Raw genomic sequence first — 15,116 nt, forward strand, 5'->3', positions numbered from 1 at the left:
ACCGGGGTGGCTTCGTCCGAAGCTTCGGCGACCGGAGCTTCCTCAGCGGCGGCTTCCTCAGCGACCGGGGCTTCCTCGGCGGCAGGCTCTTCGGCGGCGGCTTCGGCGGCCGGAGCCTCCTCAGCAGCGGCTTCCTCAACCGGCGCTTCCTCAGCAGCAGCCTCAACAGCTGGCGTTTCCTCGGCAAGCGCCTCGGCGACCTGAGTCGCCTCCTCGGTCGGCTCGGCGGTCGCTTCCTCGATCGCTTCGGCCATCACCTCGATCGTCTCTTCTTCCTGTGCGGCTTCTTCCTGCTGCGGCGCGGCGGCGGCTTCAGCGGCCTCGGCGGCCTTGTTCGCACGCTCCTCGGCGCGCTCCTTGGCCTTGTCGCCCGGAACACCCTTGTTCGGGTTGTTGCGCGCGGCGCGCTCCTGGACGCCGGCGGCGTCGAGGAAGCGGGCGACGCGATCGGACGGCTGCGCGCCAACCGACAGCCAATGCTTGGCGCGCTCGGCGTCGAGGATCACGCGCTTCTCGTCATCCTTGCCGAGCAAAGGATTGTAGGTGCCGATCTTCTCGATGAACGAGCCGTCGCGGGGCGAACGCGAATTGGCGACGACGATCCGGTAATAAGGGCGCTTCTTGGCGCCACCGCGCTGCAGGCGGATGGAAACGGACATGCTTTTCTTCCTTCTTTAGGTTCGTGTGATTGGTGTTGAATTCAGCGTTTCTTGAGGAAATTCTGGAAGCCGGGCGGCAGGCCCTGGGGGTTGCCGCCGGGGCCGGGCAGACCCGGCATTCCGGGCATGCCGCCGGACGGAAGCCCCGCGCCGCCCATCATGGCGTCGAGATCGCCCCCGCCCTTGCCGAACATGGCGGCGATCTTGGAAAGACCGCCCATCTTCTTCATCTTCTTCATCATGGTCGCCATTTCCTGATGCATCTTCAGGATCTTGTTGACGTCCTGCACCGTAGTGCCGGAGCCCTTGGCAACGCGGATCTTGCGCTTGGCCTGGAGCAGTTCGGGACGGGCGCGCTCCTTGGCGGTCATCGACGACAGGACCGCTTCCATCCGGACGAGCACCTTGTCGTCGGCGGCGCCATTGGCCATCGCCTGCTTGACCTGCTTCACGCCGGGCAGCATCGCGGCGAGGCCGGACAGACCGCCCATCCGCTTCATCTGATCGAGCTGGCTGCGCAGATCGTTGAGGTCGAACTTCCCCTCCGACATGCGCTGCGCCATGCGCTCGGCATCTTCGACCTTGATCGTCTCGGCGGCGCGTTCGACCAGGCTGACGACGTCGCCCATGCCAAGGATGCGGCCGGCGACGCGTTCGGGGTGGAAGCCTTCGAGCCCGTCGAGCTTCTCGCCCGTGCCCGCGAACTTGATCGGCTTGCCGGTGACGGCGCGCATCGACAGCGCGGCACCGCCGCGCGCATCGCCATCCATGCGGGTCAGCACGACGCCGGTGAGCGGCACCTGTTCGGAGAATGAGGTGGCGACGTTGACCGCGTCCTGGCCGGTCAGCGCATCGACCACGAGCAGGATTTCGGCGGGATTGGCGATATCCGCGACCGCCTTCATCTCGTCCATCAGCGCCTGATCGACATGCAGGCGCCCGGCGGTGTCGAGGATGACGACGTCGAAGCCCTGCAGCTTCGCCGACTGGAGCGCACGCTGCGCGATCTGGACCGGCGTCTGGCCGGCGACGATCGGCAAGGTCGCGACATCGGTCTGCGTGCCGAGGATGGCGAGCTGTTCCTGCGCGGCGGGACGATTGACGTCGAGCGACGCCATCAGGACCTTTTTGGCGCCGCGTTCCTTGAGGCGCTTGGCGATCTTGGCGGTGGTGGTGGTCTTGCCCGAGCCCTGGAGGCCGACCATCATCACGACCGCGGGCGGGGTCACATCGAGTTCGAGCTCGGACGAATCCGCGCCGAGCATCTGGACGAGCTCGTCATGAACGATCTTGACGACCATCTGGCCGGGCGTGACCGAGCGCAGCACATCCGCGCCGATCGCTTTTTCGGTGGCGTTATCGACGAACTGGCGGACGACGGGCAGCGCGACATCGGCCTCGAGCAAGGCGATCCGCACCTCGCGCATCGCGCCGCGCACGTCGGCTTCGGTCAGCGCACCACGGCCGCGCAAGCGGTCGAAGGCGGCACCAAGCCGGTCGCTCAGACTGTCGAACATCCGTTCAAAAACCTCACAAAATCCGACACAACGCGAAGCGAGCCGGCGGACGAAACCTCGTCGGCCAGCTCAGCGCCCACCATCCCGGTGTTCGCTTATCCTCACGTTCGTGTCGGAACGATCGGGGGCGCCATTAGCGCGATGGAGGGGGAAAGGCAAGGAAGGCGAAGCGCCAGACTCGAGTTATGCTTAGGGCGGGGCGAGTTCGGCGAAGCTCAGCTGCCAAATATTAGCGCCACGATCGACAATAATATTCCCAGGCCGATCATCAAAAATGGAATCAATCTGAGGCGCTCGTACACGAGCCCGCCGATGCTCACATCAGGTCCGGTTAGTCCCATCTCACAAAGCGCCTCGATACGCAGGTCCGTCGCAGTTTTGCCTCCGTCCCATTGACACATGCTCTCAAGTCGATGGCGTACCTTTCCAGCTAATTTTGTATGAAAGCGATTGCCGAGCTGATGGGCGGCGAGGATGGCGACGTTTGCGAGGCCGAGGCCAATAATAACCAGACCGCACCACCATTGCCCTCGCAGCAAATGCCCATCCTTCAGTGCAAGACCCAGGATAGCGCCGCTCGCAGCTGTCAAAAAGGTAGTGGCCGCAGTCTGACGCGTCTCGTGTTGTCGCGCCTGGGTGTATTGCTCTTTTATGTATTCTAGCAGGAACTGCGACGCTTCCATTCGACCCGCTCCTCTTTTGCGCAGGGGGAATCAATACCCCAACACATACCAATCGTCCGCGTGCGAGAAGGCCTCGAACTTCCGCACATAGCCCATTGCGCTCAGCATCTCGAAGATCGGCGCGCGCTTGTCCGAATGGTTGTGTTCGACCGTGATCAGGCGGATTTCGTACTGGCTCCAGTCGAACGCCTGGAGGATGTCATATTCGGAGCCTTCGGTGTCGATCGACAGATAATCGATCCGCCGCGGCGCGCGCCAGTGGGCGAGCATATCGGTGAGCGAGACGGTTTCGACGTCGTAGCGCTCGCCGGTCACGCGATTGCGGGCGTGGCCGTCGCTGGATGAGTAAGCATCGATCGTGGAGAGGCCGACGATCGGGGTCTGGTTGAAGCGGATCGTCTCGCCGGTCCTGGTCCAGACGCAGCGGCGATCGACCGCGCAGCCGCGATTGGTGTTGACCGCCGGATGCCAGATATGCGCCGGCTCCGAGACAATGCCGTTCCAGCCGAGATGCGTTTCCAGCGCGTAGCTGTTCGACCATTTGACGCCGTCCATCGCGCCGAATTCGACGAAATAGCCGCCGCGCCGCGATTGGAGTTCGTAGGCGACCCACAGATCCTGCAGATGCTGCGCGGCGCTCCAGCCGACATTGTCGAGGCAGAAGCGGACGAAGCGCTGGCTATCGTCGGCGGGCTTTTCGAGCTGGTCGCGCAGCATCGCCATAATGTCGAGCCCGTCCGCGAAGGTGAGGACGCGGGGCTTTTCTGCAGGCTGGTTCACGGGCTTTCCCTTGCGATCTGACCCAACTGCTAGCAGCGGCGTGGCCAAAAAATAACCCCGCCGGAGATACTCACGGCGGGGCCAGGTTCAGGGGCGCCAGCAAGGGGGGTAGCTGGCGCAGAAACGTATTTACGGATGCTTGCCTGAACGCGTGATGAGGCCGCCGTTATCTGAGGTTCACCGAGCCGTCAGTTCGCGCACAGGGCGCCGATCTGCTGGAGCCGCGCCGCCGCCTTGGCGTCGCCGAGCGTGCGGCCCGGCAAGGGCGGCGCCTTAGGATCGACCAGGCCGATATTGGCGGGGTCGCGCGCGGCGTCGGGCAGGGTCACGAAGCGGAAGCCGTTCGCCTTGTAGAGCGCGAGCAGGCGCGGGAGCATGCGCGCGTCGAACGCGCCGATATGCATGAGCAGGATATCGGGCGGGGTGCGGCCGAACTGCGCTTTTTCGACGGTGGCGGAGATGCGGATGCTGTCGGCGGCGGCGTCGAGATAGGCCTGCTCCAGCTGCGCGATCGCGGCGCTGTCGCCCCTGGCGACGCAGCGGGCATAAGGTTCGTTGAAGGCGTAATCGCCGAACGAGGCGGTGACGCCGGCGATGCGGTAACCGTGCGCGGCGAGCCAGGCGCGCGACGCGGCGCGCTTGGCGGGATCGGCATAGGCTTCGTCGAGGAAGGGGAAGCGGAACCAGTGCCAGTCGGTGTTGCCGGCGAGCGGTTGGAGGAGGGCTTCGTTCTTCGTGAGTTCGCTTTCGAAGGTGGGTTCGTCGATCTTGCTCAAGGCCAGATGCGCCCAGCCATGGTTGGCGAGCGGGAAGCCGGCATTGCGCCACGCGGCCAACACCGCGTCCGAGCCGGGCTCGTTGGTGAGCTGGACGCCGTTGATGAAACCATAGACCTGGGGCGCGCGCGCCGCCTTGAGCGCGGCGATCACATCGTTCGCGATCTGGAGGCGGGTGACGCCGGGCGGCAGCGCCGAATGGGCGGGCAGATCGTCGAAAGTGAAGGCGATGTCGCGCGCGGCGGCGGCGGGGGTGGCGGCAAGCGCGGCCAAAGCGACGAGCAGGGTGCGCATCAGCGGAGTGCCTCCAATTTGATGGCAGCGGCCATGACCTTGTAGCCGGCGGCCGAGGGGTGGAGATGGTCGCCTGAATCGTAGGCGGCGATCATGCGTTCGGGATGAGCGGGATCGCGTATGGCCGCGTCGAAGTCGACGATTGCATCGAACGCGCCGCTGGTGCGGATCCAGGTGTTGAGCGCGATACGGTCGGCTTCGCTGGCGGCGTCGGGATGGTAATAATCCGAGCCGACATAAGGCGTGACGGTGCAGCCGATCACGCGCACCCCCTGCCCGTGCGCACGCAGGATGATCTGGCGGTAGGCGGCGATCAGATCGGCGACGAGTTGCTTATGCTGTTCGGGGGTGCGGACATCCTCGCGGCTCAATTTGCCGAGATCGTTGATTGCCTCCAGCACGAGCATCGCCTTGGCGCCGGGGCGGGCGAACACGTCGCGGTCGAGCCGGGCGAGCGCGTTGGGGCCGAGCCCGTCGGTGAGCAGGTGATTGCCGCCGATGCCGACATTGACGACCGACAGATTGTGGGTCGCGGGCGAGGCCTGGAGGCGCGCGGCGAGTATGTCGGGCCAGCGATCGTCGCCATTAGTGGTCGCGCCATGACCGTCGGTGATCGAATCGCCGAACGCGACGATCGTGGCGGCGGCGGGCGGGGCGGCGACCTCGACGCCGGTGAGCTGGTACCAATGGTCGACATGCCCCGCGCCGGGGAGATCGGCGTCGGCGGCGTGATCGCCATGGAGGTAATAAGACGTGGCGCGAGAGCCGGGGTGGCCGGTCTGGCCGGCTGGGGCCTGCGGCAGGTGGATCGAGACGGTCAGGCTGGAGAGCGCGGGCGCGGCGAGGCTCACCGGATCGGAGAGATATTCGGCGCCGGGCGGGATCGCGATCGAGGGGCGGCCGTCGAAGGTGAGCGTGCGATCGGTGCCGGGGGCGATCCGGGCGCTGGCCTTGTCGGCGGAGCGGGCGATGTGGGCGTCGTCGATCACGAGCGCCTGCGTGCCGAACGCGTTGGAGAAGCGGACGCGCAGCTTGCTGCCGCCGACGGTGAGGTGGACGATTTGGCGGAGGGTCGCGTCCTGCATGTCGGCCAAAGGCAGCAGGTTGCCCGCTTCGGGGATTTGCTGCGCCGCGCCCCAACTCGCGATCCAATGGTCGGGCGTCGCGGCGTAAGCCGATTGCGCGAGCGCCAAGGCGCCCAACAAGACCCACCCCTTCATGGCCTTCTCCCTTATTGTGCTTTTATGCTTTCGACCGGGCCGAGCAGACCCATCGTGTAACCGGGGCGGGCGACGATCAGCCGCTGAATCACCACGCCGGGATCGATCGCCCAGATGCGCACGCGATGCGCGCCCGCCGCCGCGACTTTGTGGTGCGAGACCGATTGCCACATATTGTCGGCGACCGCCTTGGCCCATTCGGGTTCGGATGCGCTCTTGTCGAGATCGATCACCTGCGGCGCTTCGTTGTCGATCGCGATCGCATAGCGCAGCCCGCGCTTGCCGACGACGTCGAGCGAGGGCGAGGCGATCACGGTGAGGTCGACCGCGCCTGGCTGCCAGAGCGTGATGTTGTAGTCGATGCTCGGCCCTGCGCCCGGCTTGAACGGCGCCGGATGGATCGGCAGCGGCGTCACCGCCGACAGCCAGCGGCCGAGATTGGGGATGGTTGTCCAGGACACGCCCGCGACGGTGGCCGACGCGGCGTGATGCGCGGCCTCGATCGCGACATGGTCGCCCGCTTCGACGAAGCTGCCGGGGGCGGGTTTGGGGCGGTTCACGGCCACCAGGGGCACATGCTCGTTATACGGACCGAAGCCCGAGACATCGATCACGGCTTCGCTTTCGCCGGGCGGCAACTGGCTCCAGTCGACGCTGACTTCCAAGGGCGCCGTGCTGTCGGTTTGACCGGCTGGGTTGTCGACATGCACCCACGGCTTCGACGGCTTCGCGGTCCATTTGACCGGCTTGTCGCCGCGCGCGAAAATTTCGAACCGCACCGTCGGCGCGCCATAGCGTTCCAGCCGCAGCGCCTGGCCGGCGCCAAGTGTCTGCGTCTGCCCTTCGATCGCTATGCCAGGCACCGCGCCAGCGACCGGATCGATATGCGACAGCGCGGGCATGATGTTCTTCGCCGGCTCCTGCCAGCGCGTATAGCCGATATGCGTCTGGTCCATCATGTGGGGCCACTTGTTGTTCGCGCGGCTTTCGTAGCGTTTGGCAATCGCCGCATCCTCGGCGAAATAGGTTTTGGCGGCGTCGCCAAGATCGTTGGCGTCCGCCCGGCCCTGGGCCGCGTGCAGCCGGTTCAGCGCGGTCGCATTGTAGAGGCGTTCGAGGTTGAGCGCCGCTTCGACCGGATGCAGCACCAACTGATAATAAGCGTCCTGTGCGTCGGCCGGCAGCTTCGGTGCGGTGGCGTGCGCGTCGCGATCGAGCGCGGCATAATCGGCGAGCACGCGTTCGTCCTCGCGGTCCTGGGTCAGGCTCCACGTGCCCGGATCGCGCAGTTCGAACTTGCGCCGGGCGGCGAGCAAGGTCGTCTTGTCGATATAGTCGCCGATCAGGGGCCCATAGTCCGGGCCGAACTGCTCGGACGCCCAATTGCGGTGCCAGTTGGTTAGCCGGTCGACGGTCATCGCCTTCGGGTTCCAGGCGAGGTCGAGGAAGAAGTCGGTCGCGGCTTCGTAAGGCTTGAGATCGCCGACATTGACCACCCAGAGCTGGTCGACGCCATAGGCATCGGCGAGGCGCATCTGTTCCCACACGCGCGCGATCTCGGTCGTGTCGATCCACTTATAATTGCGCGGGCCGCCGACATAATCGAAGTGGTAATAGATGCCGTAGCCGCCGGCGCGGGGCTTGGCGCCGAATACGGGCAGGCGACGCAGATCGCCCCAATTGTCATCCGAAAACAGAAGCGTCACGTCGTCGGGGACGCGCATCCCCTGATCGTAATAATCCTGCACTTCCTTGTAGAGCGCCCACACTTGTGGCGTCTCGGATGCGGGCTTGCCGGTGACGTCGGCGATGATGCTACGCTGATCGGCGACGATCTGCTCGAGCAGGGGGATCGCGGTGCCCTGGGTCATCGGCTTGTCGCCGTCGCCGCGCATGCCGATCGTGACGAGATGGTCGCCGCCGGCGGCGCGCTCGAGCCCCTTGCGCCAGAAGTCGCGCAGGAACGGCGCGTTGGTCTGATAATCCCACGCGCCCTTGCCGTAGCGTTCCCATTCGACATGCGCGCGCATCAGGGGTTCGTGGTGCGAGGTGCCGATGACGATGCCGTATTTCTCGGCGGTCGCCTTGTCCTCGGGATCGTCGTCGTAAAAGGCTTTGCCCCACATGGCGGGCCAGATCATGTTGCCCTTGAGGCGCAGGATCAGCTCGAACAGCTGGCCGTAGAATTTGTGGTTGAGCCCGCCATAGGTCGCGGTCGCCCAGCCCTTGAGCGCGGGATCCTCGTCATTGAGGAAGATCGCGCGATATTTGACGACCGGGGCATCGGTGCGGCGGCCGGGCAGCACGAACAGGCTGGCCTGCTGACGGACGGGCACGTCCGCCCACCACGTCCAGGGCGAAACGCCCGCGCGGCGCGAGATATCGTAGGCGCCGAAGATGGTGCCGCGCCGGTCCGCACCGGCGATGACCAGCGCGCGGTCGATGCCCGGCGTGGGATGATCGACCACCTGCTGGAGATAGGCTTCCCATTTGCCCTTCACGCCGGTGACGTTGAGTTTGCCTGAGGCGATCAGCCCGTCGATCAAGGCATCCTTGCCGATCGTGCCAACGATGATCGCCTGGCCGCCCTTCCCCGCATCATGCCCGCCGACCCTGGCGAGATCGCCGCGCAGATCGTCGGCGGCGCGCAGCACGGCGGGGTCGTCCTGCGGGTCGGTGACGATCGCGACAGGGCGGCCGTCCGCGATCAGGGCGAGCGCGGTGCCGGGGCCGGTCGGGCATATCGCCGCCGGGCCGTCGCAGGCGGCGAAAGCGGGCGCCGACAGCGCTGCCAAAACGAGCGCGAGAAGGTGCTTCATACGCGGGACCTCGCGTCGCCGAGCGAGGCGGCGATCGCGTCGCGCATCGGGTGAGGTTTGAAATCGGCGTCGTAGGGGCAGCAGCGCAGGGGCTGGCCGTCTTCACGCTTGGTCTTGTTATGTTGCAACCAGGAATAGCGGTCGGTCATCCCCCACACCATCACGGTGCTGACCTGCGGGTAGGACAAGGTGCAGTCGAGATAGGCCTTGGTCAGATCGGCGACGGCGGCGTCGCGCGTGGCGAAATCGCCGGGGACGGCGGTGTCGTTGACGTCGAGCTCGGTGATCTGGAGCTTGTAGCCCATGCCGGTGACCGCATCGAGGAAGCCGCGCCAGGCCTTTTCCTGCTCGGGGCCGAAGCCGAAATGGGGCAGGCCGGGACGCGCGCTCAAATGGCTTTGCAGGCCGAGCGTATCGACCGGCACGCCGCGCTTGCGGAACCCGTCGAGCAAGTGGAGCACGCCGCCGCAATGGCCGGTCGCGTCCCAGTTCATATAGTCGTTATAGACGAGCTCGCAGCGCGGCACGGCGGCGCGCGCGGTGCGGAAGGCAAGGTCGAGCACGGCTTCGGGGCTGCCCATCGCCTTCGAGAAAGCGGTCTCGCGCATCACGCCGGTCTTGTTGTCGACCGCCTCGTTGACGACGTCCCAGGTGAAGATTTTCTCGCCGTAGCGCTTGCAGACCGTGTCGACATGGCGGGTCAGGATTTCGGCGACGCGCTCGGCCGGCTTTGGCCCGTAATCGAGCGTCTCGCTCCATTTCGGCATCCATTCGGGATGGTGCCAGATGAGGTTGTGACCGCGGATCTTAAGGCCGTGCGCGGTCGCATAATCGACCAGCGTATCCGCCCTGGTGAAGTCGAAATCATCCGGCCCGTTCGGGTGGATGGCATGCATCTTGAGCTCGTTCTCGGGCACGATCACGCCGCATTCGGCCTCGATCAGGCCGCGATAGCGGGCGTCGGGGAATTGGCCCATGCCGACCGCCGTGCCGAAGCGCAGGCCCTTGGTCTGGCCGATCGCGTCGAGCGAATTGGCGGGCGCGGCGAGGACGCGGGGCGCGATCGCCAAAGCGGCGCCGCCTGCAAGAAGGAGACGCCGCGTTATGGTCATCCGAACCTGTCCTCGATCACGGCGCGTGCGCCCTTGGCCCGAAGCGCGGCGAGCGCGTCGATGAGCGTCTTGCGGAAGCCCGGATGCTCGGCGAGCCGGGGCGGGAAGATCGCGTCGATCGCGAGCAGACCGGCGACCGCGCCGCCCGCCGAAAGATTGCCCGAGCCCGCGGTGCGCGGCGCGAGCGGATCGTCGACGACATAGGCTTCGCCATTGTCGTCGCGCCCTTCCTGCCAGCGCATCCAGGCGGCGACCGCGAGCGCGAGCGTGTCGACCTTCAGGCCGCGATCGAGCCGTGCGAGGATCGGCGCAAGCAGGCGCTGGGGCAGCTTCTGCGAGCCGTCCATCGCGATCTGGCGGGTGCGGTGGTTGAGCGCCGAATTGGCGAACCGCCCCATCAAGGCGGCGCGGTAGGCGGGGACGTCGAGCCCCGGCGGCGGCGACAATGTCTCGGCGGATTCGTCCCAGAGCCCCTCGACGAAGGCGCGGCCGGCGGGGAGTGCCACGAACTGGTGGACGAACTCGATGCCGGCGAGGCCGCCCACATAGGCGATGCCGGAATGCGCGCCGTTGAGCATGCGCAATTTGGCGTCTTCCCACGGTGCGACCGAGTCCGTCAGCTGGACGCCGAGCGCCGCGAAATCGGGCCGTTCACCGACGAAGCGATCCTCGATCACCCACTGGCTGAACGGCTCGGTCTTGACCATCGCGCGGTCGATCAGACCGATCCGGGCTTCGAGCGCGGCAATGTCGGCTTCTTCGGTCGCGGGCACGATCCGGTCGACCATCGTCGCGGGGAAAGCGCCGTGCGTATCGATCCAGTCGCGCAAGGCCGGATCGTGGTGCGCCGCGAGCGCCAGCACCGCCTCGCGCAGCCGCGAGCCGTTGTGCGGCAGATTGTCGCACGACAAAGTGGTGAAGGGCTTGAGCCCCGCCGCGTGCCGTTTGGCGAGCGCGGCGACGATGAAGCCGGGCGCGGTGCGCGGGCGATCGAGCGACTTCAAATCGGCGGCGAGATCGGGATCGTCGTGGATCAAGGCGCCCGCCGCCGGATCGAGCTTATAGCCCTTCTCGGTCACGGTCAGCGTGACGAGATGGACCTGCGCGTCCGACATCGCGGCTACCAGTTGCGCGGGATCCTCGGGTGCGACCAGCACGCCCTGGAGCGCGCCGATCAGCCGGGTCTGCGCATCGTCGCCGTCGCGCGCGGTGACGGTGTAGAGCCCGCCTTGCGGCGCGAGTTGATCGCGCACGCCGCGCGACCTGAGCGATGCGCCGAGCACGCCCCAGCGCAGATCGCCGCCGTTGAGCGCGGCGTCATAGACCACCGCCTGATGCGCCTTGTGGAAGGCGCCGAGGCCGAGATGGACGATGCCGGTGGCGACGGCGTGGCGATCATAAGCGGGCCGCGCGACCGCGGCCGGGAGGTCCAGAGCGGTAAGTTCGTCGAGCCGCTTCACAGCTTGTACGCCGCCTTGACCAGATCGTAGGTGAGCGCGCGCGCCAGTTCGTGGGCCTCGTCCTCTTCCAGCCGTTGCTCGGCGACGAGCCGGGCGAGAAAGGCGCAATCCATCCGCCGCGCGACATCGTGCCGCGCCGGGATCGAGAGGAAGGCGCGCGTATCGTCGTTGAAGCCGACCGTGTTGTAGAAGCCGCCGGTCTCGGTCGCCATTTCGCGGAAGCGGCGCATGCCTTCGGGGCTGTCATGGAACCACCAGGGCGGACCCAACCGCAGCACCGGATAATGGCCGGCGAGCGGCGCGAGCTCGCGGCTGTACGTATCCTCGTCGAGCGTGAACAGGATCAGCGTCAGGCGCGTGTCGTTGCCGAACCGGTCGAGCAACGGCTTCAGGTTGCGCACATATTCGGTCGGCATCGGAATATCCGCACCCTTGTCGCGGCCGAAGCGCGCGAGCACGTGCGGGTTATGGCTGCGGTACGCGCCGGGATGGAGCTGCATCACCATGCCGTCGTCGATCGACATGCGCGCCATCTCGGTCAGCATCTGGCCGCGGAACAGCTCCGCATCGGCGAGGCTCGCCTTGCCGGCATGGACCCTGGCGTAGAGCGCCTCGCAGTCTGCCCTGGACAGATCGGCGGTGAAAGCGGTCGGGTGGCCGTGATCGGTCGAGGTCGCGCCGGCGGCGCGGAAGAAAGCGCGGCGGTTTTCGTGCGCGCGCAGATAGCCGGCCCAGGTCGAGACATCCTCGCCCGCCATTTCGCCGAAGCGCTTCAGATTGTCGGCGAAGCCGATCGTCTCGGGATCGACCACCGGATCGGGACGGTAGGCGGTGACGACACGGCCCTTCCAGCCGCTTTCCCGGATCGCCTTGTGATGATCGAGCGGATCGAGCGGGCTTTCGGTGGTGGCGATCACCTCGATATTGAAGCGCTCGTAAAGCGCACGGGGGCGGAAGGCGGGCGTCTTCAGCGCGGCGTCGATCGTGTCGTAATAGAGATTGGCGGTGGCGGGTTCGAGCCGCACGTCGAGCCCGAACACTTCGACGAACACCCAGTCGAGCCAGGCGCGCGACGGCGTGCCGCGGAACAGGTAGAAATTATCCGCGAAGATCTTCCAGATCGCGCGCGGATCGGTCGCGGTCGCGCTGCCGTCGACGGTCGGCACGCCCAGATCTTCCAGTTTGATGCCCTGCGAATAGAGCATGCGGAAAACATAATGATCGGGGACGATCAGCAGGTCGGCGGGATTGGCGAAGGGCTCGTCATAGGCGAACCAGGCTGGATCGGTGTGGCCGTGCGGGCTGATGATCGGCAGATCCCTGATCGGCGCATAAAGCGCACGCGCGATCGAACGGGTGCGCTCGTCCGCCGGGAAAAGACGGTCAGGGTGAAGCGCGAGCTTCGCCATTATCAGATCTCCGCAGTCAGATTGGTCACCGGCGTATAGCGCGGATTGATCAGGTGGGTCACGAGCAGCGCCAACAGATAGGCGCACCCACAGGCGATGAAAAAAGGTTGATAGCTGCCGACCGTGTCGAGCAAGGCACCAAGCGACTTGGCGGCGATGAAACCGCCGACCGCGCCTGCAAATCCGCCGAGACCGATCAATGTGCCCTGCGCGTAACGAGGGAAGAGATCGCCGGGAATTGCGAACAGATTGGTCGAGAAACCCTGATGCGCAGCGCAGGCCATGCCGAGAAACAGCACCGCCAGCCAGACATTGCTCGCCTGCACCGCGAACATCACCGGAAGCGCCAACAGGGCACAGAAGAACATGGCTCGCTTGCGCGCGCGGCCGGTATCGACGCCGCGCTTCAGCAGATGCGATGAGTACCAGCCGCCGGCGATCGCGCCGACATCGGCCATGATGTAGATCGCGACCAAAGGCACGCCGAAGCTCTTGAGGTCGTAGCCATATTGCTTGCTGAAGAAACCGGGCAGCCAGAACAGAAAGGTCCACCATACCGGATCGATAAGGAAGCGGCCCGCCATATAGGCCCAGGTCTGGCGATGGCGCAGCACCTGGCGGAAGCCCGCACGGCCATTGTCGTCGGCCGGTTCAGCCTCGATGAAAGCGCGCTCCTCGACGCTGAGGCGCGGATGGTCGGCGGGCTTGCGATACAGCGCGAACCAGGCACCGAGCCACACCAGGTTGAACAGCCCGGTGACGATGAACGCCCAGCGCCAATCGAGCAGCAGGCCGGCGACGATGAAGGACACCAGCAGAGGCGTGACGATCGCGCCGACATTCGCGCCCGCATTGAAGATGCCGATGGCGAGCGCGCGCTCCTTCTTCGGAAACCATTGCGACACGGCGGCGAGCGCGGACGGGTAAGTCCCCGCCTCGCCGATCGCGAGCGGGATGCGGGCGATGACGAAGCCGGTCGTGCTCGTGACCAGGACCTGCGCGAAATGGCCGGCGGTCCACAAGGCCATCGACAGCATATAGCCGGCGCGCGGCCCGATCCGATCGATCAGCCAGCCGAAAAACAGGAAGCCCAGGCCGTAGACGATCTGGAAATAGCCGGTGACATCGCCATAGCCCGAATTGGTCCAGCCATAGAGATGTTCGAGCTGCGGCTTGAGCACGCCGAGGACGAGCCGGTCGATATAGCTCAGCACCACTGCGGCGAAGAGCAGGCCACAGATGATCCAGCGGACGCGGCCGCGCGGGATTCTGGGAATGGCGCCAGGCGTGTCCAACTGTTTCACCAGTTAAAGAGGGTGCCGTCTTCGAGCCGGTTCACGGGCAGGAAGGCGCGCTTATATTCGTACTTGGCGGCGAGGACTTCATCGAGGTCGACGCCGAGGCCGGGCTTGTCGCCGGGGTGCATCATGCCGTTGTCGAAGCTGTAGGCGTGCGGGAAGACGGCGTCAGTCTCGGCCGTGTGGCGCATATATTCCTGCACGCCGAAATTGGGCACCGAGATGTCGAAATGGAGCGCCGCCGCCATCGCGATCGGCGAGAGATCGGTCGCGCCATGGCAGCCGGTGCGGACCTGGTAGAGATCGGCGAGCGCGGCAATCCGGCGCAGATGCGTGAGACCGCCGGCATGGACCACGGTCGCGCGGATATAATCGATCAGCTGGTTCTCGATCAGCCCCTTGCAGTCCCAGATCGAGTTGAAGATCTCGCCGACCGCAAGCGGGGTCGTGGTGTACTGGCGGATCAGGCGGAACGCATCCTGGTTCTCGGCCGGGGTCGCATCCTCCAGCCAGAAGGGGCGGAAAGGTTCGAGATCCTTGCCGAGGCGGCCGGCTTCGATCGGGGTCAGGCGATGGTGGATGTCGTGCAGCAGATGCACGTCCCAGCCCAAGGCCTCACGCGCCTTCTCGAACAGCGGCACGACCGAGCGCATGTACTTTTCGGTCGACCACACATTCTCGGTGGGCAGGTCGCTATCGGCGGGCTCGTAGAAATAGCGGTCCTTCGACACGCCATAGGTCGAGGCCAGACCGGGTACGCCCGATTGGATGCGGATCGCCTTGTAGCCCTGCTCCTTATAATGGAGCGCGTTGGCGATCGTTTCTTCGATGTCCTTGCCGTTGGCATGGCCGTAAACCATCGCGCCCTCGCGGCTGGCGCCACCGAGCAACTGGTAGACCGGCAGGTTGGCGACCTTGCCCTTGATATCCCACAAGGCCATGTCGACCGCCGCGATCGCGGTCATCGTGACCGGGCCGCGCCGCCAGTAGGCGCCCTTGTAGAGATACTGCCAGATGTCCTCGATCCGGTGCGCGTCGCGCCCGATCAGGCACGGCACGACATGATCCTCAAGATAGGATTTCACCGTC

The 15,116-nt window shown here is 65.9% G+C and carries 11 protein-coding genes and 1 pseudogene; all 12 read right to left on the minus strand.

Annotated features, from left to right (window positions below):
* Positions 1-206: 206 nt before the first annotated feature.
* Positions 207-659 (minus strand): annotated as a pseudogene (gene rpsP, locus VK533_RS13605) (30S ribosomal protein S16); the annotation flags it as partial.
* Positions 660-700: 41 nt separating this feature from the next.
* Complete coding sequence (ffh, locus tag VK533_RS13610) at positions 701-2,176, minus strand: signal recognition particle protein (protein WP_324378537.1); 1,476 nt, start codon at positions 2,174-2,176, stop codon at positions 701-703.
* Between the two features lie 215 nt (positions 2,177-2,391).
* Entirely contained in the window at positions 2,392-2,859 is a 468-nt protein-coding gene (locus tag VK533_RS13615) for a hypothetical protein (RefSeq protein WP_324378540.1), read from the minus strand.
* Between the two features lie 30 nt (positions 2,860-2,889).
* Complete coding sequence (locus VK533_RS13620; RefSeq protein WP_324378542.1) at positions 2,890-3,639, minus strand: FkbM family methyltransferase; 750 nt, start codon at positions 3,637-3,639, stop codon at positions 2,890-2,892.
* A 188-nt stretch (positions 3,640-3,827) separates the two neighbouring features.
* A complete protein-coding gene (locus tag VK533_RS13625; RefSeq protein ID WP_324378544.1) occupies positions 3,828-4,709 on the minus strand; it encodes a polysaccharide deacetylase family protein in 882 nt (293 codons plus the stop codon).
* On the minus strand, positions 4,709-5,929 hold the full coding sequence (locus VK533_RS13630) for an SGNH/GDSL hydrolase family protein (RefSeq protein WP_324378546.1): 1,221 nt from the start codon (positions 5,927-5,929) through the stop codon (positions 4,709-4,711). The genes VK533_RS13625 and VK533_RS13630 overlap by 1 nt, the downstream gene beginning before the upstream one ends.
* Before the next feature lie 11 nt (positions 5,930-5,940).
* A complete protein-coding gene (locus VK533_RS13635; RefSeq protein WP_324378548.1) occupies positions 5,941-8,748 on the minus strand; it encodes a glycosyl hydrolase 115 family protein in 2,808 nt (935 codons plus the stop codon).
* On the minus strand, positions 8,745-9,818 hold the full coding sequence (locus VK533_RS13640; protein WP_324378550.1) for an endo-1,4-beta-xylanase: 1,074 nt from the start codon (positions 9,816-9,818) through the stop codon (positions 8,745-8,747). Before VK533_RS13640 ends, VK533_RS13635 begins: the two co-directional genes overlap by 4 nt.
* A gap of 38 nt (positions 9,819-9,856) precedes the next feature.
* On the minus strand, positions 9,857-11,320 hold the full coding sequence (locus tag VK533_RS13645) for a mannitol dehydrogenase family protein (RefSeq protein ID WP_324378552.1): 1,464 nt from the start codon (positions 11,318-11,320) through the stop codon (positions 9,857-9,859).
* Positions 11,317-12,729 carry a glucuronate isomerase gene (gene uxaC / locus VK533_RS13650; protein ID WP_324378554.1) on the minus strand — a complete coding sequence of 471 codons (1,413 nt, stop codon included), beginning with the start codon at positions 12,727-12,729 and terminating at the stop codon, positions 11,317-11,319. Before uxaC ends, VK533_RS13645 begins: the two co-directional genes overlap by 4 nt.
* A 2-nt stretch (positions 12,730-12,731) precedes the next feature.
* Positions 12,732-14,033 carry an MFS transporter gene (locus VK533_RS13655; RefSeq protein WP_324378556.1) on the minus strand — a complete coding sequence of 434 codons (1,302 nt, stop codon included), beginning with the start codon at positions 14,031-14,033 and terminating at the stop codon, positions 12,732-12,734.
* On the minus strand, positions 14,030-15,116 hold a 1,087-nt coding region (manD, locus tag VK533_RS13660; protein WP_324378559.1), incomplete at its 5' end, for a D-mannonate dehydratase ManD. The genes VK533_RS13655 and manD, both read right to left, overlap by 4 nt.

Origin of the sequence: Sphingomonas sp. (assembly GCF_035317925.1) — a bacterium.
Classification (GTDB): Bacteria; Pseudomonadota; Alphaproteobacteria; order Sphingomonadales; family Sphingomonadaceae; genus Sphingomonas_I.

Coding starts and splice junctions, on each gene's coding strand:
- ffh (WP_324378537.1), bottom strand. CDS start 2,176: ATGTTCGACAGTCTGAGCGACCGGCTTGGTGCCGCCTTCGACCGCTTG.
- VK533_RS13615 (WP_324378540.1), bottom strand. CDS start 2,859: ATGGAAGCGTCGCAGTTCCTGCTAGAATACATAAAAGAGCAATACACC.
- VK533_RS13625 (WP_324378544.1), bottom strand. CDS start 4,709: ATGCGCACCCTGCTCGTCGCTTTGGCCGCGCTTGCCGCCACCCCCGCC.
- VK533_RS13630 (WP_324378546.1), bottom strand. CDS start 5,929: ATGAAGGGGTGGGTCTTGTTGGGCGCCTTGGCGCTCGCGCAATCGGCT.
- VK533_RS13635 (WP_324378548.1), bottom strand. CDS start 8,748: ATGAAGCACCTTCTCGCGCTCGTTTTGGCAGCGCTGTCGGCGCCCGCT.
- uxaC (WP_324378554.1), bottom strand. CDS start 12,729: ATGGCGAAGCTCGCGCTTCACCCTGACCGTCTTTTCCCGGCGGACGAG.